Here is a 19,577-nt window from a genome sequence, read left to right on the forward strand (position 1 = left end):
CCCTAATGCTTCTGATTGCATAATAGTTACCTTCCTATTCTCTTATTTTGCCAAAATTGTTTCAACTTCTGTGTGCGGACGTGGAATAACGTGGACAGATACTAACTCGCCAACGCGTTGCGCTGCAGCGGCACCAGCATCAGTAGCAGCCTTAACAGCTCCGACATCTCCGCGAACCATCACAGTGACAAGGCCACCGCCGACTCGCTCTTTTCCAATCAAGGTCACATTGGCTGCCTTGACCATGGCATCTGCTGCCTCAATGGAGCCAATCAATCCTTTTGTTTCAATCATTCCTAATGCTTCTGATTGCATGATCATTACCTACCTTACTTTATTAATTTTAGTTTATGTTTCGCTGATACACCTAAAGCATTCGCCTCTTCTGTATCTAAATGACATTCCAAGCGGAAACTCTCATGAACCCGAATCGTTACATCTTGAAGAATCCCTCTCCGAGTACCTGGACATTCCAAGGAAACTTCTTGACCATCAACCACACCATATGCTTTGGCATCAACCGGAGACATATGGATATGACGTTTGGCCACAATGCACCCTCTACTTAATTGAACCGAACCTTTGGGACCGATTAAAGTACAACCAGGTGTTCCAGAGACATCCCCAGATAGACGGAGAGGTGCTTGGACGCCTATTTTATAGCAATCCGAAGCAAGGAGTTCCACTTGACTATCACTGCGAACAGGCCCTAAAATACGGACTTTTTCAAGAACACCTCTAGGACCAGCAACCAGAAGACATTCCTGCATGGCATACTGTCCCGGTTGAGACAGCTCTTTCAATCGTTGAAACTCATACCCTTGTCCAAATAATTGGTCAGCGTCGTTTTGCGACAGATGAATATGACGATTAGAAACACCTAGTGGGATAGAAAATCCTTCTATGTTAGAGGAATGTTCTAACTTCGACTCAGCTTTCTGAGGAGAGGCAACTCTTGGCTGAACATCTTTAGAATGTCCGCCCAAATGGTCAATCACTTGGTAAAACAATTCTTCCAATTCTTCCATGTCGTCTCCTTTCTATTTCTGTCGAAGTGTCGATAAAATGTCACGCACAATTGCTTCGTTATCAACTCCTGCCGGTGATTCTTTCACCTCTTTATGATTTTCTTCGACTTGTTCCCATTCAAATCTCGCCTGAATAGACTGAGGCGTCTGTTTCAAAAATTGATTTGAAGCAACTGTTTCTTTTTGAGGTTGCTGATGGTGTTGACTTGCTGATGATGTCGCATCTGTCTTGACAGGTGTCAGCATTGCTAATTTGGGCAAGGACTGAAACACCTCGTCTTCCATTAACTTAGTGACATCTTTAACACCGTATGCAACTGTCTTAACATTTACGAGATGCTTGGGAGAAAGGTTTTCAGACATAGAGCTGCCTCCTCCTGTTCCACAACCAAGTGTGAAAGAAACTGGTAAACCTGTTGAAATCCCTGTTCCCCCCTGGCTTCCGCCTGTATTAATCAAGATACGAGAAGCTGGTTTGGCAGAGAAGCGTAAGATCATATCAGGATCTTCTGTATGCATGCTCATGGTATGACCAATCCCATTTTGCAAGAGGCGGATGCTTAAGGCACAAGCCTCTTCCCAGTTTTTCACCACATAAAAACCAAGTACAGTGGTTAATTTTTCAAACGACAAAGGATTTCCTTGGCCTACGCCTGCTTGAGGTCCAACCAAAATTTTTGTATCTTTGGGCACACAGATTCCTGCTGCTTCGGCAATTTCAAGCGCTGGTCGGCCTACAAATTTAGGATTCATGGCTGGGTTGCAACCATGAGAGTTGCCTCGAAAGAGCAGGTCACAAACCTTGTCGGTTTCTTCCTTGCTCATCATGTAGCAACCTTGTTTCGTTAATCCCCGAATCACTGCATCCTTGTTAACTTCTTCGCAAATGATCGATTGCTCTGAAGCGCAGATAGTTCCGTTATCAAAAGTTTTTGAAGCTACAATCGTCCGAATAGCTTTTTCGACATTAGCCGTCCGTTCGATATAGGCTGGTGAATTTCCTGCACCAACACCGATGGCTGGCTTGCCACAGCTATAAGCTGCCTTCACCATTCCTGGGCCACCGGTTGCGATAATCATGGAAACATCTTTGGCATTCATCAGTTCATTGGTTGCAGCCAAGGTCGGGCTAGAAACAGAACCAACAATATGCTCAGGAGCTCCTGCTTCAACAGCTGCCTTTCTCACCAACTCTGCTGCCGCATTGCTACAACGTTTGGCTGACGGATGAGGAGCAAAAACAATGGCATTGCGTGATTTTATAGCAATCATGGCTTTAAAAATCACTGTTGATGTTGGGTTTGTCGAAGGCGTGATCCCTAGCAACAACCCCATTGGTTCTGCGACACTAAACACCTTGTTTCCTTCATCAAACTCAAGAATACCTGATGTCTGCAAGTCCTTGATTTCATCGTAAAGCAAATGCGAGGCAGCGTAATTTTTATAGGCCTTGTCTGCTAATTTACCAAATCCAGTCTCTTCTACCGCCATGTCAGCAAGGTAATAGGCGTTGTCGCCGACTGCTTTGACAATATTTTTCAAAATGGCATCAATTTGTTCATCTGAGAAAGTGGCAATGATATTGGCTGCCTGTTTCCCATTTCTTACGAGATCTCGTGCTTCTTGGATGGAGCAGAGATCTACATCAATCGTCTTCATCATCCGACCTCCAACTTTTTCCTATTTTTTATTCTGTGCCCTGTCCCTTGAAATCTTCCAATAAAAGAGCAATCATCTCTCGACGAATCATCCCTTGCAAGACAGCTTCTTCGATTTCTATGCGGTCATTTTCCCTGAGCAGGGCTCTTAAATCGGCTGCTTTTGTTTTGTCCAGTTTTCGCTTGTAGTCTTCAAATGCCAGAACTGGCTTTTGGACTTCTACTTCTTCAACGTCTGGTTTAAGAATTTCCTCTGACGCAGGTTCTTCTGGATTCTCGGATGCTGAACCGATAACTTCTTCTTGTTCTATAGCTCCTTCAGTTTCAAGGTCACTAGAACTGTCTGTTGTTTCAGTTTGAAGTAAAGCAGCTTCTTCCGTTTTTGCAGTTAAAGTGACGAAACGATGCAAACTAAGCAACTGTTCATCTGGTCGTGGAATAACATGTGCTCCCTGTAAATAGGACTCTCCCAAACGACGAACAGCCTCAGCTCCCGCATCTACGGCTGTCTTAACAGCTCCGACATCACCCGTGACGCTGACGTAGTACAAGCCACCTTTGACCTTCTCAGTTCCTAAAAGAGAAACATCTGCACACTTTAGCATGACATCTGCCGCCTCGACCGAACCGATAAAACCATAGGTCTCAATCATTCCTAAAGCCTTCATATATAAGTCCTCTCGTTACATCAAGTCAGACCAGTTTGAAGGGTAGGTAGTGTAGAAAATTTTTGCATTGTCTGGTGAGCCCCAGACAACATCTGATCCAGCCGGCACAAAGATGACATCTCCTGCTCGGCCGACATAGGTCTGGCCATCAATCTCAACAGAAACGGTACCTGAAATGACATAGTCAATCTCTTCGTACGGTAATTTCCAAGCAAAGTTTGATTGATCAATGGTCAAAAATCCAGCACTCATTTTTGATTCATCCTTGCTGACCAATTCTTGGAAACCGACTTTAGCACCAGGCGTTCCTGTATCAAAATCATCCATCCGAACCGTTCCACCCTTTACAACTTTCAGGCCATTTGCATGAGAAACGCAACGATAAGCTGGTGTTTCTTTGACGGGTTCCGAATCATTGGTATACAAAACCTTCTTCAAGAGTGTGAGTAACTCATCTGAAGTCAGATGATCCAATCCCTTCCCCGAGGTCTGAGAGGTAGAACCCCTTTCTGCCCCTTCTTTTAAGCAAATGCCGTATTTTTTAGCTTCATCACGCGCAGCTGGTGTCACAATGGTACCTGGTTCGATACAACAGAGCATTTTACCAGCTTCATGGCATTCCAATACATCTTTTGCCGTAATCAATTTTGCCATATTTTCTCCTTTCTAAACAATGGATTTGTAAGAATCCATTGTATTCTTGTTGTTCTACGAGAATCGTTCTATTTTTCCATTTTGCTTTTTGACGTCGTCATAATTTTCATCGATAATCCCAATGACCGCAGCATCAACAGGCATATCATCATCATTTAACATCCTCCGAGCAGCAGAACCTGTCACAATGATTACCCGATCACCGATACCTGCTCCCAGTGTGTCAACAACAACCATCAATTCTCCTGCCCTGTTGCCTCCCTTAACATCGGCCAGTAAAAATTTGACACCGTTCAAATTGTCAGATTTTCTGGTTGCCCAGATGGTATCGACTAATTCCGCAACTAGCATAAGAACCTCTTTTCTAATAGATAATATCCTGACTGCAATTCATAGCAATCCCTATCGGTGTCACAAACATAGGATTTTGTGGTTTGATGGTTTTAATCTTGGTTTCTTTTTCAATAATGGTTTCAATTCCTGTCAGACAGCTTGTGCCACCAACCAGGTAAATCACGTCCACAGCCATACCTTCAATACTTTTTTTGATAATTGAGGCTACCTTTTCAACCACCGGCTTTAGGACTGCCAGTAATTCCTTGTGGTGTTTTGGATCTCTTTTATAAGCATCTGCTTCCTCAAAAGAAAGTTTGTAGGCTCCCGCTATTACTAAGGAAAAATGTGTTCCACCAGTCGCTTCGTCCACCGACTTAATGACCTTCCCGTCTTTTAAAATTGAAATCCCTGTCGTTCCACCACCAATATCCACAATGGCACCATTCTTTAGACCAACAATAGTATTGGCTGCTGTTGGTTCGTCAAGCAGGGCCGTCAATTCAAATCCAGCTCCTTGGACGACGTTCTTAATAGCGCCACCATCTAAGGCATCTGTACCAGGTGGAATGGCTGCTGCTGCGTAGAGCAACTCTGCGTCTAACTGCCGCTCGAGAGACTCTTTTAACTCTCTCACGATTTGAATGGCACCGATATAATCTACAATCATCCCATCTTTGATAACAGAAGCAGAACGATGAGCGCCGGCCACGATATTTTTATTTTTATCTAGGACAACCAGTACAATATAGGCAGTGCCCAAATCCACCCCAGTCAGGTAAACCTGACTCTTTCCTTTAATTGGTCTTTTCTCGACACGTTCAAAATCTGCAACGTATTGATCACAGGATTTAAGGACTGTTTGTGGCATCTTGACTCACTTCCTCTCTTGTCTGTAAATAATAGGCAATCAACTGACCAATACGGTCAAGTAAAATAACCAACTCTTTTTCATTTCCAAGATGAAAATCTTGGACCACCCTCTCTAAATGGAAATAGAGGGGATACAGCTTCGTTAGCACACGACCATTCTCCGTTTGGAGAAACAAACCAACATTGGATAAATTCCCCACTATAAACTTCCGATCAAGCTGTCCTGAGGAATGATTTCCCTTGATAAGTGGGGGTAAAAGACACTCTCCACCACTTGTTAAACTAGCGAGATAACGTTCTAGGGCCGTCAACTCTTGGGCTAGTACCAAGTCACTAGAAGCCAAATCAAAGGCAACTTGTAAGAGTTCACAGCGAATATCCAACCATCTGGTATCCTCCCTCCAAGTTCTCTCTTGGGTTCTTGATTGAGGTTTGGGTAGGCTGGTTGACGTGGTTTTCTGACAAAGGGCTTTTTCATCTAGGATCTTAACCTTACGATCGAGTAAGAAGGTTCTCGCTCCAGGTGTCAGACGCTGGTCTTTTTTTACTGTAAATGTCTCAAATGGAAGGTTTCGATACTCAGTTCGCAAATCATCTTCGGTTAAAAATTTCATATACTACTTCTTTCTTTAACGGCTTCAGATGATTCCTTTCACGTTTTCCATTTCTTATAAGGCTCGATAAATAGCCTCTAGGTCCTCGATAGTGACAGAACGTGGATTTCCAGATGTACAGGCATCCTCAAGGGCACGTTTTGCCATTTCAGGAATCATAGCAGTAAATCTTTCGCGATCAATTCCGATTTCCTCAATCGTCATTGGCATCTGCATATTTTTTGCTAGGCATTTAATGGCGTAAATCAATGCTCTGGTAGCTTGTTTTGGATCTGTACCATAAATTCCTAACAGATTGGCTAATTGAGCGTAGCGTCTAGCAGTAGCCGTTGTCTCCTTTCCATCTAAAGAGGCATTAAAGGCAATCACATGGGGAAGGAGCATAGTGTTGATTCGACCATGCGACAAGTGGAAAAAGGCGCCAATCGCATGGGATAAACTATGGCAAATGCCTAATCCAGCGTTATTAAAAGCTACACCTGCAAGAGCTGAAGCATTATGCATTTTTTCACGCGCGAATTGATTCTCGCCATTTTTAAAAGTCTCAATCAGATAACGATGGGTCAAGGATATCGCTTTTTCTGCGCAGGCATCTGAAAAATCTGTCGCACCATTTGCCACATAAGCTTCCAAACCATGAGTCAAGACATCCATTCCAGCATCTGCTGTAATAGCTGGTGGAACAGTCATTGTAAAGTAAGTGTCCAATACTGCCATATCTGGCACCATCTCATCATCTATAATGACAAATTTTTCATTTTTAGATGGATCTGAAATCACGGCAAAGGCTGTAATTTCACTCCCACTACCACTGGTTGTTGGAATTGCCACCATTTTAGGTTTGGCTACTTTTTCAGATTCTGTATAGACTTTAATGACTGCCTTGGTGGAATCAATCGCTGATCCACCTCCCAAGGCAACAACCAAGTCTGGTTTAAATAGTTTGATTTCTGAGATACTCTCAGCAATCACTTCAATCGTAGGATTGGGGACAACTTTTGAAAAGACTTTTGTCTCAGCACCAGCTTTTTCAAGTTCCGTCGTTACAGCATCTACCATCTTGCTTTGGGCCATAAAGGGATCACAAATAATGTAGGCTTTTTTGACTGACAACTTGGAAAGAGCACTGGTGGAATGATGTCCCGTAATAAACTTAGGTCCTACGCTAAATTCTTGTGTTTTCATATCATTCCTTCTTCAATAGACTGACGGATGTTTTGGAGTTCTTGGATCTGTTGGTCATTGGATGGATCTAGCAGTAAAATCCTGCCGACCCTGGCCTTCTCTAATTCGCTTTTGCACCGCAATAGTCCTTCTAGGTCCTCTTTGTCCTTGATCAAGATCAGTCCAATAGTTGGAACTCGAAAGGCTTTTGCAAAATGAGGCGAGTAAATAGGAAAGCTACGGTCCGTAGATAACACCATAAAGACAGCGTTTGCATTTTGCTGTGTCGCAATAATATGCTTCATCATTCCGGCCCCTCTCAAATAAGAACTTGGAATGGAGATGCAATTCCTTAGATAAAGAATAGACTGGATATGAGGAATGTTCCTACTTCCTTCTAATAAGGATACAACCAGCTCCTTATCTCGATCATCTGGTCCAACCACCATCATTCGTTTTTTCATGACCGAGTCACTTTCACAACAGTAAAGTCCAATTGGTCTTCAAAATAGTTTAAAATCGATTGCAAGGCTGTTTGTACACTTTGCACATCCCCGCTAAACATGACTGAACCCGTAAAACGATCCACAAAACAAATATCTACATTGGCTGCTTTACCAGCAATATCTGCTGCAATAATGGCCGTTTCATAGGGAGTTAAGGCTAGAATACCAATTGCTCCAGACTCCTCAACACCCAAACTTTGGTAAACTGATTGAATCGGTGCAGCAATCATGTGAGCCAAGGTAATTTGCTTACCTGGGACGGATTCCTGGATAATCCGTTCGATCCCACTTATTTTCTCTATCAAAATCTGCACCTCCTTTTCAAGACTAGTGTTTCACAACTGTTACTGGAAAATCATAGGCTAAAATATAGGATTCAATCCGGTCTAAATCATACTGACTAAGAGAGGGATCGCCTTCGATCGGATATTCCATTCCTAATTGATGGTATTTGTTCACTCCCAACTTATGATAAGGAAGAAGATCTATCCCTTGGAAATTACTATAATCTTTGTAAGGAAGTAAGAAATCAATAATAGCTTGAATTTCCTCTTGACTATCGTTAATTCCCTTGAGCATAGGCATCCGTATTTTAACATTGTAGCCTGATTCAATAACATATTTTAGATTGGTTAGAATACGTTCGTTTCCAACACCCGTCCATTCATTATGTTTTTTAGAATCCATGTGCTTCATGTCAAAGAGAAAGAGGTCAACATAGGGTGCTACAGCTTGAAAAACTTTATTAGGAACATGGCCAGCTGTTTCGATTGCTGTATTAAGCCCATCTTGCTTACAAGCTTGTAGTAGAGCTAAGGCACCTTCTGGCTGGGCTAAACATTCACCACCCGACAGAGTGACCCCGCCTCCCGACATCTCATAGAAAGCATCGTCTTCATGGATAATCTCTAACAACTCTGAAATAGTTTTTGACTCACCTGCAACAGTCAGAGCGCCCTCAGGACACCCCTCAATATCTTCTTTTTTGGGAAGTCGCTTATTGTACTTACGGATATCAATTGGATGCTCCTTGTCTGCATAGTCAAAAGGACTAGGATTTTCAGGATTCTTATAGGAGAAGCAAATTTGACCTAAGGGACAAGTCGTTGCGCAAGAGTTATACGGTTTGCACAAAGTTTCTTTGTACATGACATTTGTTCCAAACTCCAGGCCTTCTGGATTGGCACACCACTTGCATCGCATTGGACAGCCCTTAAAAAACACAATTGTTCTGATACCAGGACCGTCATAAAGATTGTACTTTTGGACATTGAAGACATTGATTCTTGTCTCCTGTGTTTTCTTTTGCATTCCCATCACTGCTTCCTAATTATTTTCTTGATTTTTTAGCAATTAAACCTCTGTTTTCTCACTAAATTTTTGTTAATACGGTCCGTGAAATAATTTCATCTTGAACATCTTTACATAACTCAACGAAGAAGGCACTGTAGCCGGCAACACGAACAATTAGGTCACGGTATTTCTCTGGATGTTTTTGAGCATCAATCAAAATGGAGTTATCCAGATAGTTAAATTGCATTTCACCATTTCCAAGAATACTTGCCGTACGAAGGAGGGTAATCAGACTCTCTTCACCTTGAGGAGTGTCCAGCAAGCCTGCCATGATCTTAAAGTTATGCACCATACCGATGTTCATATTCTCATTAGCCATCTTGGAGACAGACTTGATAATAGCTGTAGGACCTTTTGTATCCATTCCATGATCAGGTGATATCCCATCTGACAATGGTGTCCAAGCACGACGACCAGAAGCAGAAGCACCTGTAATTTGACCGAGCGGTGTATTATTTGAAATAGATAAGGTACCGTGACTTAGAATAGAGTACAAAGTCTTATATTTACGGTGTTCTTCCTCAGTAAATTCAACAATATCTGCTGCAAAATGATCTACATAATCATCATCATTACCATATTTAGGTGCTGCCAAACAGTCTGCTTTGATTTGGTCATAACCTTCAAAGTCAGCTACCAAGGCCTTGTTTAGTTCTTCCAAGGTATATTTCTTATCTTCAAAGACTAATTTCTTGATAGCAGCCATAGAGTCTGCATAATTGGCCAAGCCAGACCAAACAACACCTGGACCAAAGTTATACATGGCCCCACCAGACTTAACACCACGACCATTTTCCATAGTCCCTTCATACATCATAGACATGAGCGGAACTGGAGCCAATTCTCTTTGGACACGTTGAGAGATAACAGTCATGACAGATGTCCACTTCGTCACATAACGAATCGTTTCCTTAACTGCTGCTTCAAAGTCCTCAAAGGTCTTATACTGATCAAGCGGTCCCATATCTGGTGTTACTGGTTTTCCATACCAAAGCGGGACGCCACGGTTCAAAGTTGTTTCAATCAAAATCGGCCATTGGGTGTAAGAGGTAGATGTCCATTGATAGAGACGACCAGATTTTTGAGGTTCCACACATCCCATCAAACAGTAGTCACGCGCATCTTCCATTGAAACACCTTTTGCTAACATCATCTTGATGTGACTATCGTCGAAGTGACAAGCCGGGAAACCAACACCCGCACGGATAACATCTACAATCTTTTGTAGATATTTGCGTGGTGATTTATTATTGATACGAGTTGCCAAGGTTGGTTGATATACTTTCACATGTCGAATTGCATCCATCAATAGATAAGTCAAATCATTGGTCGCGTCGCTACCAGAACGTGTTACACCACCCACACACATGTTGACAAATGGTTGGTACCCAGCAAAGAACTTAGAAGAACCTTCTGATGTCAACCACATCATTTCTGACATCTTAATGAACATAGAGCCAGCGATTTCAAAGGCTTGGAAATCATTCATACGTCCTTCTTCAATATCTTTCTTATAGAACGGATACATGTATTGATCGACACGACCGATGGAAAGTCCTGTTTGGTTTTCTTCACAGAGGAGCAAGTGCTGGATCGTTACCAAGTACTGCATAGCTTCCCAGAAGGTTTCTGGCTTATTGGCTGGTACGTTGGCATTGACACGAGAAATCATTTCCAACTCAGCTTTACGTTTAGGATCTTTTTCCTGGTTTGCCAATTCGGCAGCATACTCAGACATCCGTTTAGCGTAGATAATCACCCCTTCTGCAGTCAATATTTGCCCCTTGTAGAAATAAATCTTTTCAAGGTCATCTGGATTAGCGTAATCGAGTTCTTCCAAGTGCGCTTTAGCTTCAGCGATGATATCCAACATCCCCTTCTTCATACCGACGACATCATAACCCGGGTTAGAATCACCACCGCCAGACTGAGCATGGTAAGAACAGTCTGAAACGAAGGATTCTCCAGATAATTCCCAGGCACCGGCTTCACGGTACTGTGATTCGCAGGCTTCATCGACCGACTTACCTGCCCAGTAAGGGAAAATTTCTTCTACTAAAATTTTCTTATTTTCTTCTGAAAGATCATATGGATCCTGTGGACGAGTTGACACTGTATCTAACTCATCACGGAGCCAACGCCAAGAAATGTCAGGTGAGAAGGCACCCCAGCGCGGACCACCGTTTGGTGCACCAACCAGCAATTCATGATCTTGGATAACAAGTGGCGCAATTTTACAAAATTCCTTAAAGGCCGTTCCACGAAGGACGACTTTTGGCATCCCTTCATTTTCTTTAGAGACGCGGGTTAAATTAATGGCACGAACCAGAGAAATAGTTGGGCGTGCATTTAAATATTGATCTTTCAGAGCTTGCAAACGCGGAGTAATTCCTTCTGGTATCTCTGTCCCTTCTGCTACAAGGACAGGGGCTTGTTTCACTTCTGGCTTTGTGATATCATCTGAAACACTTTGAAAGATTTTAATGAGTGACGCACGTTCTGATTCACTTAATTTTTTAGTAGCCTCTTCTAATTTGGCTGTAAATTCATTCATATCCATAACTATTTTTTCCTCTCTTTAAACTATATCATTTGGATATTTGTATGAGACACGACAACTGATCCATCTTACTCAAAGCCTACTTGTCGAGTATAAGTCAGGTGCCTTGGCGTAATATTTTCTGAACGATATCCACGACCTGTTGTAATTCCGCCCAATATCAATGATGGTGCAAAACTGGATTTGACACCTGTCGCAGTACAAGCAGTTGGAGCATTAACCACTATCCGTCCAACTTCCTTGACCAGAGCAAATTCCCTGATAATTTTCCAGTCTGCCGAATGAATGGTTAAGGTGTGTCCCATCCTAAGTTCAGACAAAATACTCATGCATTTCACACAAGCTAATGTCCAATCCGGTTCCCTATAAAGAACGATAATCGGACAAAGTAATTTCTTATTAAAGAAATCTTCATTGTTCATGTAGTCTTGTACAGAAACCAAAACCTGAGTATTATCTGGAACAGAAAAACCTGACATTTTAGCCAACCATCTTGCTGATTTTCCATTGTAACTATTGAACATATTTCTCTCGGAAGCTTTCAAAAATGAAATCAATTGCTTTGTTTCATCTTCTGTCAAAATATGAGCTCCATTAGCTTCCATAATTTGCTTAATACGACCTGCAATAATATTTTCTGTTACAAGGAATTGCTCCGAACCGGGGAGAATCCCATGATTAAAGCTTCGTGAGTGTAGGACATCCTTGACTGCTTTGTCTAAATCAGCGGTCCGTTCAATAAAGACAGGCCCAGAAGATTCTCCACCATAAATCAGCGGGGTATTGGTCCTGAAGTGATTAGTGATGTACTCCGGACAACCGATGTTGATTAACAAGGACAATTTATCACTAAGTAACAACTCCATAACACTTGAATCTGTTGCTATTTCTGCTAACGATAGGCTCCCTTCTGGGTATCCCATCTCATCTAACAGTTCCAATAATTTTCTAATTGCCTCTAGGGTTGCTGGTCTAGTTAATTGATTAGCCACTAAAACCATAGCGTTCCCAGATTTGATAGCCAGTAACAAAAGATTGACAAGTAAAGTATAGGTCGGATAGGCAGGTAATAAGACACCTACAACACCTAATGGTACTCCGATTTCTATAACCTTCTCCTCGCTGTTCCCTGCAATAATGCCAGTACAGGATTCTTGTTGAAGCGTTTCTTCAAAACGCTTTAAGAACTCTTGGCAAAGGAAAACTTCATCCTCCTTCTTACCATATCGATTTTTAGAGACAAAATCTTCAATATAGGTTGCCCCATCGACTTTTAAGTGCTGAATTAATGCTTTACTGTATTGATCTAAATCAACCTGTGTCAGTTCTTGTAATTGAACAAAAGCCGTTTGAGCATTCAAGAGTAAGTTTCTAATTTCTTGGATAGAGGCTAAATCTTTGTCAATATACAACATATTCTGCACACTTTCTTATGATTAAGCTTCTACTTCAAGATTTTCGGGTAATAGACCAGATAATGAGTAACGATCAACGATCTTGCGAAGCTCCTCGTGCGGACCAGGAATCACAACGTGACTATACACCTCAGCTCCCATAGCCTCAACTGCTTTCACACCAGCTTCAACTGCCGTTTTACAAGCTTCTGTTTCTCCCTGAACAATCACCGAGATATACCCAGAAGCAACGTTTTCATATCCAATAACATCGACTTCAGAGGCTTTGACCATAGCATCTGCCGCTTCTAAAGCAAATACTAATCCAAAGGTTTCAATAGCCCCAATTGCTTGATATCTTTTCACGGTAGTCTCCTTTTTGTTCTAATTATCAATATCATGCACTGACACAATATCTCCAACACTTGGAATAGGCCTTGGCATAACATTATGAGCAGTCAATTTTCCAATGGCTGCAGCAGCTGCCGCACCAGCTTCAACAGATGCTCGAACAGCTGCGACATCACCTACAACCATGATGGTCACAAGAGTTGAACCAATATTTTCATAAGATACTAATTTGACATCACTGGCCTTTAGCATCTTGTCGCATGCTTCTAGGGCTGGAACTAATCCGACAGTTTCGACTAAGCCCAAGGCTTGTCCACCATAATATCTCATTTAATTTCCTCCGATTATCTTCTATATTCTGCTGAAATATATTTTTTGACGGCATCCAAGCCATCAGCATTGATTTTATATAAAATTCTTAACTGTTGGTTCTCATCTAAGTCATAACCAACCTGATCTAAATAACCGTTACATTCCAAAGACATTAAGTGCTCTAAAAAAAGAGGAGCTGTAAACTGTTTCTCGCTACCATACAAAGGCCTCAGCTCTTCCATTACTTGGAGCACATCCGCCTCTTCTACAGTACTCATATAGTTCAAAACAGCAGTTCTTGCTGGTAATAGTCGCATATGTTTAAACCTCTCTTTTTCTAAACAAATCCATTGGATTAGTCGTTACAATAATGGCACCCAATATGACAATAACAGAGCCGATCGCAATCGTTGGTGTTAGAGCCTGTCCTAAAAACAGAATACTAAAGAAAACACCCCAGAATGCATAAGTAATATTCAATGACATTCCGATGGCTGTACCAACCATGGCATTAGATTGGTACCATGTCGCATAAGAAATCGCAACTAAAGTACCTGACACCAGTAATAGCAACATAGGCAACGGAGCAGAAAGCATATCCTTAAAGAGACCTGTAGCACCAATAATTGGTACGATAATGACCATCTGAATCAAACCAGAAACAATTTGTCGAAGAGTAACAGCTACTTCCGAATCCAACATAGCTCCACCAAATGCTGAGATAGTTCCTTCAAGTCCCCAACAAACAGCTGCAAGGATGGCAAGGATGATTCCCATAGTAAAATTTGAGGCTCCTTCTGGCTTTACTAAATTTAAAATAACAGCACCTGCCACACACAAAATCATTCCCAAACCAACCCTAGGGGTAATCTTTTGTTTTAAGAAAATGGCTGCAAATAAAGCCCCGAAAGCAGCAGTCGTCGCAGATACAGGTATTGCAAATGCTCCTGCCAATGATAACCCAACCAAGTACGCTCCATTAGCGACAGGTCCACCCAAGATAAAACCTAGCAACATAATTTTTCCAGGTTTAGTGGCTAAACTTCTTCCAAGCTCCTTGGACTTACCCGTTCGGATAACATTTAGCAATAACGTACACCCTCCGAGGAAGTCATTTATACCTCCCATTACAAAGGGAGCCGCAAAGATACCTACGGCTGTCTTTATTGGATCCATTCCACTGATAATCATGATAACGAAGGAATAAATACCGTAAAATAAGCCCGAAATAATGCCGCTTCTAATTCCAAGCGAATGAAATTTTCTAGTTGCAGCAGCCATTTGCTGTTGCGCCAAAGTATGACTGTTGCTAGTGATATTTTGCTCCATGGAAAAACTACTCCTTTTTCAATGATTAATCTTTTTCTGGTAAAATGGTCTCCACTTCTACATGAGGACGTGGAATAACATGAACTGAAATTAGCTCACCAACCCTTTGCGCAGCTGCAGCTCCCGCATCTGTTGAAGCCTTAACAGCGCCGACATCACCACGAACTAAAACAGTTACTAAGCCACCTCCGACTAACTCTTTTCCAACCAAGACAACATTTGCTGCCTTAACCATCGCATCGGCCGCCTCAATTGCACCGATTAAACCTTTTGTTTCAATCATTCCTAATGCTTCAGAACTCATGATACAAACCTCCTTTATATATTTATTTTTTAGTTAAAAACAGTTTAATAATAAGAAGTTAAATCCATCCTTTAAGATATTTTACTTTTTTGATACCTCTTACACCTAAATTGTAAGCCTTTCCACTACGTTAAAGTCAACTATTGTCGTAAAAAATTTTTATTGTGAATTTTGTTACAAAATTTCTTGTCTTTTCCTTATTTTTTCTAATAATAAACAGTTTAATCGGAATTTTCTGAACAATAAATTGATTTGACCTCAAAAAAACCTTCCCCTTAGGGAAAGGTTTCGAAAACCTAAACACATACTCACATAGGTTGTTTGTTCAATAAGCTGCTACTGGACCAACTTGAGCTTGGTTTAAAATATCTCCTAAACTTTTGAAATAAGATCTAACTATCCCCATCTACCAAAGAGATTGGACTAGATATCTCTACTCAGCCAAGACCCAAGCTACCATTTAATAAACGTCTGTATGAAATAATCACCATCCTCAAGGCAAGGTACAAAACCAAACAACTCTACCTAGAGAGGGATAAGAAAAGACAAGAATCCCCCACTAATTATAGAACTGGTGAGAGATGTTTTCACGATATCCAAAAGAAAAAAATTCAACGGCAATTACAACAGCAAGAATGTTCACTAAAATGAGATAATAACCGACACGATAAAGCCATTATCATCATAGCAGCTCTTCCTTGCTAATGCTTTATATTCCAAAAAGTGAGAGGATATCACTGGGAAATTTGACTTCTTCAGAATTTTATTAACCATCCCCTTGACTACTCAACCTCTCCTTCACCCTCTCCGCTACTACTTCCGGTACGCCCAGTTCTCGTATCTCCTCGCTACTTGCTTCCTGGATAGCCGTAATGCTCTTGAAGTGTTTGAGGAGGAGCTGTTTGCGTTTAGGGCCAAGGCCCTCGATACCGTCCAGTTTTGAGGAGAAGCTGGTCTTGCTTCTAACCTGGCGGTGGAAGGTAATGGCAAAGCGGTGCACCTCGTCTTGGATACGGTGGAGGAGGAAAAATTCCTGAGAGTTTCTCGGCAGATCGACAACCGTCAGAGGATTACCAAAGAGGAGCTCATGGGTCTGGTGGCGGTCATTTTTTTGCAGACCAGCGATCGGAATGTTCAGACCTAGTTTGTCTAGGACAGACTGGGCCGCATTGACCTGGCCTTGGCCACCGTCGATGATGATAAGGTCTGGCAGGACAGTCCCCTCCCGCAGAGCTCTACTGTATCGTCTCTCAATGACCTCCCGCATGGAGGCATAGTCGTCAGGTCCAGCAACAGTCTTAATCTTGTACTTGCGGTAGTCCGACTTTTTCGCTCTGCCATTTTCAAAAACCACCATGGCCGAAACTGGCGCCGTCCCCATGATGTTGGAGTTGTCGAAGGCCTCGATACGGTGGAGCGTGGCGATGCCCAAGAGCTATCCCAGATTCTCGACCGCCCCTTGGGTCTTGAGCAGGTCCTTCTCTGCTAGATCGAACTGCTGCTGTAGGCTGACCCTGGCATTTTTGATGGCCAGATTGACCAGTTGCTTTTTCTCCCCCTTTTGGGGCGTGATGATTTTTGTAGGAATAATGGCTGCCGCTAGGTCAGCATCAATGCCCTGAGGAATAAAGATTTCCTTGGGCAGGAAGTGGCGTTTGTCCTAGTAAAACTGCCCCATATAGGTCAAAAAGTCCTCGTCAGGATCATTGTAGTAAGGGAAGAGCTGGCTGTCGCGCTCAATCAGCTTGCCCTGGCGGACAAAGAAGACCTGAACAGACATCCAGCCCTTGTCCACTGCATAGCCAAAGATGTCCCGATCCTGCATGTCCGCGCTCATAACCCGTTGCTTGGTCCGAAGGGTGGCGATACTGGTCAAGAGGTCCCTATACTCGGCCGCCCGTTCAAACTCAAGTGAACTGGCAGCGTCAGCCATTTTTATCCGCAACTCCTCCAAAATCTTGTCATCCTTGCCGTTGAGGAAGTGCTTGACATCCTCAGCCATTTTAGTGAAATAATCCTTGTCCACCTGACAAACGGTGTGGGCATGGCACTGGCCGATATGGTAGTAGAAACAGACCTTTTCAGGCGGATTGGTGCACTTGCGGAATGGGAAAATCCTGTCTAAGAGCTTCTTAATCTCATGGGCAGCATAAGAATCTGGGTAGGGACCAAAGTAAATGCCGTCGTGCCGTTTAACCTGACGGGTAATCATCAGACGGGGATAGGTTTCCTTGGTAATCTTGATAAAAGGATAGGACTTGTCGTCCTTGAGTTTGATGTTGAACTTGGGCTTGTTTTCTTGAATGAGGTTGATTTCTAAGAGCAAGGCCTCGGTGTTTGAGCCTGTTACGATGAACTCGAAATCCGCAATCTCAGACACCAAAAGTTCAGTCTTGGTGTCGTGACTGCCTCGAAAATAAGACCATACACGGTTTTTCAGGTTCTTGGCCTTGCCGACATAGATAATCTGCCCATGCTTGTCCTTGTGCAGATAACAACCAGGGCTGTCTGGCAGGAGTTCTAGCTTGTGTTTAATCAGTTGGTTCATAGGTCTATTATACGCTAATCCAAAAAAGGATTCCAATGCCAATAGTTTGCCTTGAAATCCTTATTTTTTAGATAACATAGCTTCTAAGCTAGACTGATAGGAAAAGCTGCGCTACATCAAAACTTTTTCACCTAGCGCTAGAGACTAGCTTAACAAATGAAGCAATTCTTGGTAAGTTCTAACTTCATAATCAGCCTGATAGGGGGTCTGGTTTTGCTGACCTTTAAAATTAACCCAAACCGTTTTTAAGCCAGCTGCAATGCCGCCAGGTATATCAGCTGTCAAGGAGTCGCCAATCATAAGCGCTTCCTCGTGCTGAAAATCCTCGATCTGCTCTGCTATTTTTTCATAGAAAAGCGCATCAGGCTTTTGGGTGCCTAACTGCTCGGAGATAAAAACTTGTGTAAAATAAGGACCGATGGGCGAGTTTTGCATGCGTCCCTGCTGGATTTTGGTGATGCCGTTGGTTGCCCCGTAAATCTGGTAGCCTTGGTTTGTCAGGTCTTTAAGAAGCTCAGCAGCCCCCGCAAAGGCATGCCCCTGCTGGCCCATGTAGCCTTGGAACTTTTCAGCCATGGTCGGACTATCAACTTCAATCCCAAAATAGGCAAAAGCCTTGGAAAACCGAGTGTTGACCAGTTCAGACTTGGTGATAAGCTTTTTCTCCAGGTCCTTCCACATGGCTTGATTCATGGGCTTATAATAGGCCCGAAAGGCCTCGTGATCTGAGAAATTCATCTCCTCTAAGAGCAAACCTAGCGCCACTTCTTCCCCCACTTCAAAATCAAGCAAGGTGTGGTCTAGGGCGAATAGTAGAAAAAAAGAATAGAGAATTCAACTAAAGTTAGCTATTCTCTATTCTAATTTTTACAAGAGTACGTATTCCGATATTTACAGTTTTTTAACGTATATAGGAGATATTAAAGGTAGTCTAATTTTAATTGATAAATTGCAAGAAAAAGTGCAACATTTATTTGAACTCGTTCAATAGAGCTTCAACGGCTGTTCTGTAAGCTAAACATTTTCGTGGTCGGTGATTGATGTCATCCAATGCTTTTCCTAAGGCTTTATCAGAAATAGTAGCTAAATCTGTTTTCTTGGGAAAATACTCTCTCAGTAACCCATTGGCGTTTTCATTGCTTCCTCTTTGCCAAGAAGAATAGGCATCTGCGAAGTAAAAGGGAATGCCTAATTTCTCCACTAAGGGATAGCAGGCAAATTCCTTTCCCCTATCCGAAGTGAAGGACTTAAAGGCTTCTTTTGGCAATAAGGTTAGGAGTTGCTCAATAGCTGAAAACATGGATTTGGCTGTTCTGTCTGGCATTTTAAAAGCCAAGTAAAAGCGTGTTTTACGCTCGACAAAAGTCGCCAAACATCCCTTGCTTTGACCTCTTGATGATACCACAGTATCTAACTCCCAGTGACCGAAGGTCTCACGACTCTTGACTTCTTTAGGGCGTTTTGAAATTGGTGCGCCAATCGTAAATTTCCCCCGTGTTTCTCTTGGTTGTCGGCTTTTTCCTTTTCGGCGTAGGACGCTTAAATCTAATTGTATCAAACCAGCATAAAGCCAGTTGTAGATGGTCTTAAAAGCGACCATTGGCTGGTGTTCAAGCCGATAGCGGCCACAGATTTGTTCAGGAGACCAGGAGGCGTTCAAACCTTTCTCAATCTTTGTTTTCAACTCCGGTGTCAAACCAGACTTTCTGCCTTTTTGTTTAGCCATTTGGTCATAATGTTTCTGTGCCAAATCTGCAGAATAGGAGGTCTGACAACGCCGGAGTTCTCTTGAAATAGTAGACTTGTGAACACCTAGTTTATTAGCAATCTGGCAAGGTTTTAACCCTAATTCCAAGTAAGTCTCTATCTTTATTCTCTCAGTTATGGTAAGATGTAAGTAACTCATAGATTTCCTCGTATTCTGTTGG

General features: G+C 42.4%; 21 protein-coding genes and 1 pseudogene. All 22 read right to left on the reverse strand.

Going from position 1 to position 19,577, the window contains the following annotated elements; translation table 11 throughout:
* Positions 1–42 precede the first annotated feature (42 nt).
* The 22 genes and pseudogenes from eutM to ACFORF_RS10610 all read right to left on the reverse strand — a co-directional run bounded on the left by eutM (position 43) and on the right by ACFORF_RS10610 (position 19,555).
* The gene (gene eutM / locus ACFORF_RS10505; RefSeq protein ID WP_354366142.1) at positions 43–315 is read right to left on the reverse strand and encodes an ethanolamine utilization microcompartment protein EutM; all 273 of its coding nucleotides are present in this window, start codon (positions 313–315) and stop codon (positions 43–45) included.
* Positions 316–329: 14 nt separating this feature from the next.
* A complete protein-coding gene (locus tag ACFORF_RS10510; RefSeq protein WP_380428002.1) occupies positions 330–1,028 on the reverse strand; it encodes a phosphate propanoyltransferase in 699 nt (232 codons plus the stop codon).
* A 12-nt stretch (positions 1,029–1,040) separates the two neighbouring features.
* The gene (locus ACFORF_RS10515; RefSeq protein WP_380428224.1) at positions 1,041–2,687 is read right to left on the reverse strand and encodes an acetaldehyde dehydrogenase (acetylating); all 1,647 of its coding nucleotides are present in this window, start codon (positions 2,685–2,687) and stop codon (positions 1,041–1,043) included.
* A gap of 28 nt (positions 2,688–2,715) precedes the next feature.
* Positions 2,716–3,354 carry a BMC domain-containing protein gene (locus ACFORF_RS10520; RefSeq protein ID WP_380428004.1) on the reverse strand — a complete coding sequence of 213 codons (639 nt, stop codon included), beginning with the start codon at positions 3,352–3,354 and terminating at the stop codon, positions 2,716–2,718.
* 15 nt (positions 3,355–3,369) lie between these two features.
* Positions 3,370–4,008, reverse strand: a complete 639-nt coding sequence (locus tag ACFORF_RS10525) for a cupin domain-containing protein (RefSeq protein WP_380428006.1) — start codon at positions 4,006–4,008, stop codon at positions 3,370–3,372.
* A gap of 54 nt (positions 4,009–4,062) precedes the next feature.
* On the reverse strand, positions 4,063–4,359 hold the full coding sequence (locus tag ACFORF_RS10530) for a EutN/CcmL family microcompartment protein (protein ID WP_354366146.1): 297 nt from the start codon (positions 4,357–4,359) through the stop codon (positions 4,063–4,065).
* 13 nt (positions 4,360–4,372) lie between these two features.
* The gene (gene eutJ, locus ACFORF_RS10535; RefSeq protein WP_380428008.1) at positions 4,373–5,212 is read right to left on the reverse strand and encodes an ethanolamine utilization protein EutJ; all 840 of its coding nucleotides are present in this window, start codon (positions 5,210–5,212) and stop codon (positions 4,373–4,375) included.
* Positions 5,193–5,828 (reverse strand): hypothetical protein, encoded by a 636-nt coding sequence (locus tag ACFORF_RS10540; protein ID WP_380428010.1) that lies wholly within the window; start codon positions 5,826–5,828, stop codon positions 5,193–5,195. The genes eutJ and ACFORF_RS10540 overlap by 20 nt, the downstream gene beginning before the upstream one ends.
* A gap of 54 nt (positions 5,829–5,882) precedes the next feature.
* Positions 5,883–7,013, reverse strand: a complete 1,131-nt coding sequence (locus ACFORF_RS10545) for a 1-propanol dehydrogenase PduQ (protein WP_380428012.1) — start codon at positions 7,011–7,013, stop codon at positions 5,883–5,885.
* Entirely contained in the window at positions 7,010–7,456 is a 447-nt protein-coding gene (locus ACFORF_RS10550; protein ID WP_380428014.1) for a EutP/PduV family microcompartment system protein, read from the reverse strand. The genes ACFORF_RS10545 and ACFORF_RS10550 overlap by 4 nt, the downstream gene beginning before the upstream one ends.
* On the reverse strand, positions 7,453–7,803 hold the full coding sequence (locus tag ACFORF_RS10555; protein ID WP_380428016.1) for a BMC domain-containing protein: 351 nt from the start codon (positions 7,801–7,803) through the stop codon (positions 7,453–7,455). Before ACFORF_RS10555 ends, ACFORF_RS10550 begins: the two co-directional genes overlap by 4 nt.
* Before the next feature lie 22 nt (positions 7,804–7,825).
* On the reverse strand, positions 7,826–8,815 hold the full coding sequence (cutD, locus tag ACFORF_RS10560) for a choline TMA-lyase-activating enzyme (RefSeq protein WP_380428018.1): 990 nt from the start codon (positions 8,813–8,815) through the stop codon (positions 7,826–7,828).
* A gap of 55 nt (positions 8,816–8,870) precedes the next feature.
* Positions 8,871–11,411: a choline trimethylamine-lyase gene (gene cutC, locus ACFORF_RS10565; RefSeq protein WP_380428020.1), complete on the reverse strand. Its 2,541-nt coding sequence runs from the start codon at positions 11,409–11,411 to the stop codon at positions 8,871–8,873.
* Positions 11,412–11,479: 68 nt separating this feature from the next.
* The gene (locus tag ACFORF_RS10570) at positions 11,480–12,826 is read right to left on the reverse strand and encodes an aldehyde dehydrogenase family protein (RefSeq protein ID WP_380428022.1); all 1,347 of its coding nucleotides are present in this window, start codon (positions 12,824–12,826) and stop codon (positions 11,480–11,482) included.
* A gap of 21 nt (positions 12,827–12,847) precedes the next feature.
* Entirely contained in the window at positions 12,848–13,171 is a 324-nt protein-coding gene (locus ACFORF_RS10575) for a BMC domain-containing protein (protein ID WP_354366155.1), read from the reverse strand.
* Positions 13,172–13,189: 18 nt separating this feature from the next.
* Entirely contained in the window at positions 13,190–13,486 is a 297-nt protein-coding gene (locus ACFORF_RS10580) for a BMC domain-containing protein (protein WP_354366156.1), read from the reverse strand.
* 14 nt (positions 13,487–13,500) lie between these two features.
* Positions 13,501–13,785, reverse strand: coding sequence for a hypothetical protein (locus ACFORF_RS10585; RefSeq protein WP_354366157.1), 285 nt, complete (start codon positions 13,783–13,785; stop codon positions 13,501–13,503).
* 4 nt (positions 13,786–13,789) lie between these two features.
* Complete coding sequence (locus ACFORF_RS10590; RefSeq protein ID WP_354366158.1) at positions 13,790–14,797, reverse strand: DMT family transporter; 1,008 nt, start codon at positions 14,795–14,797, stop codon at positions 13,790–13,792.
* Positions 14,798–14,822: 25 nt separating this feature from the next.
* Complete coding sequence (locus ACFORF_RS10595; protein ID WP_354366159.1) at positions 14,823–15,101, reverse strand: BMC domain-containing protein; 279 nt, start codon at positions 15,099–15,101, stop codon at positions 14,823–14,825.
* A gap of 766 nt (positions 15,102–15,867) precedes the next feature.
* Positions 15,868–17,649: pseudogene (uvrC, locus tag ACFORF_RS10600) on the reverse strand (excinuclease ABC subunit UvrC).
* Between the two features lie 144 nt (positions 17,650–17,793).
* Positions 17,794–18,483 carry a YjjG family noncanonical pyrimidine nucleotidase gene (locus ACFORF_RS10605; protein ID WP_380428226.1) on the reverse strand — a complete coding sequence of 230 codons (690 nt, stop codon included), beginning with the start codon at positions 18,481–18,483 and terminating at the stop codon, positions 17,794–17,796.
* A 136-nt stretch (positions 18,484–18,619) separates the two neighbouring features.
* Positions 18,620–19,555, reverse strand: coding sequence for an IS30 family transposase (locus tag ACFORF_RS10610; protein WP_380428024.1), 936 nt, complete (start codon positions 19,553–19,555; stop codon positions 18,620–18,622).
* Positions 19,556–19,577: the final 22 nt, after the last annotated feature.

The sequence above is a fragment of the Streptococcus caprae genome (genome assembly GCF_042649745.1).
Lineage (GTDB): Bacteria > Bacillota > Bacilli > Lactobacillales > Streptococcaceae > Streptococcus > Streptococcus caprae.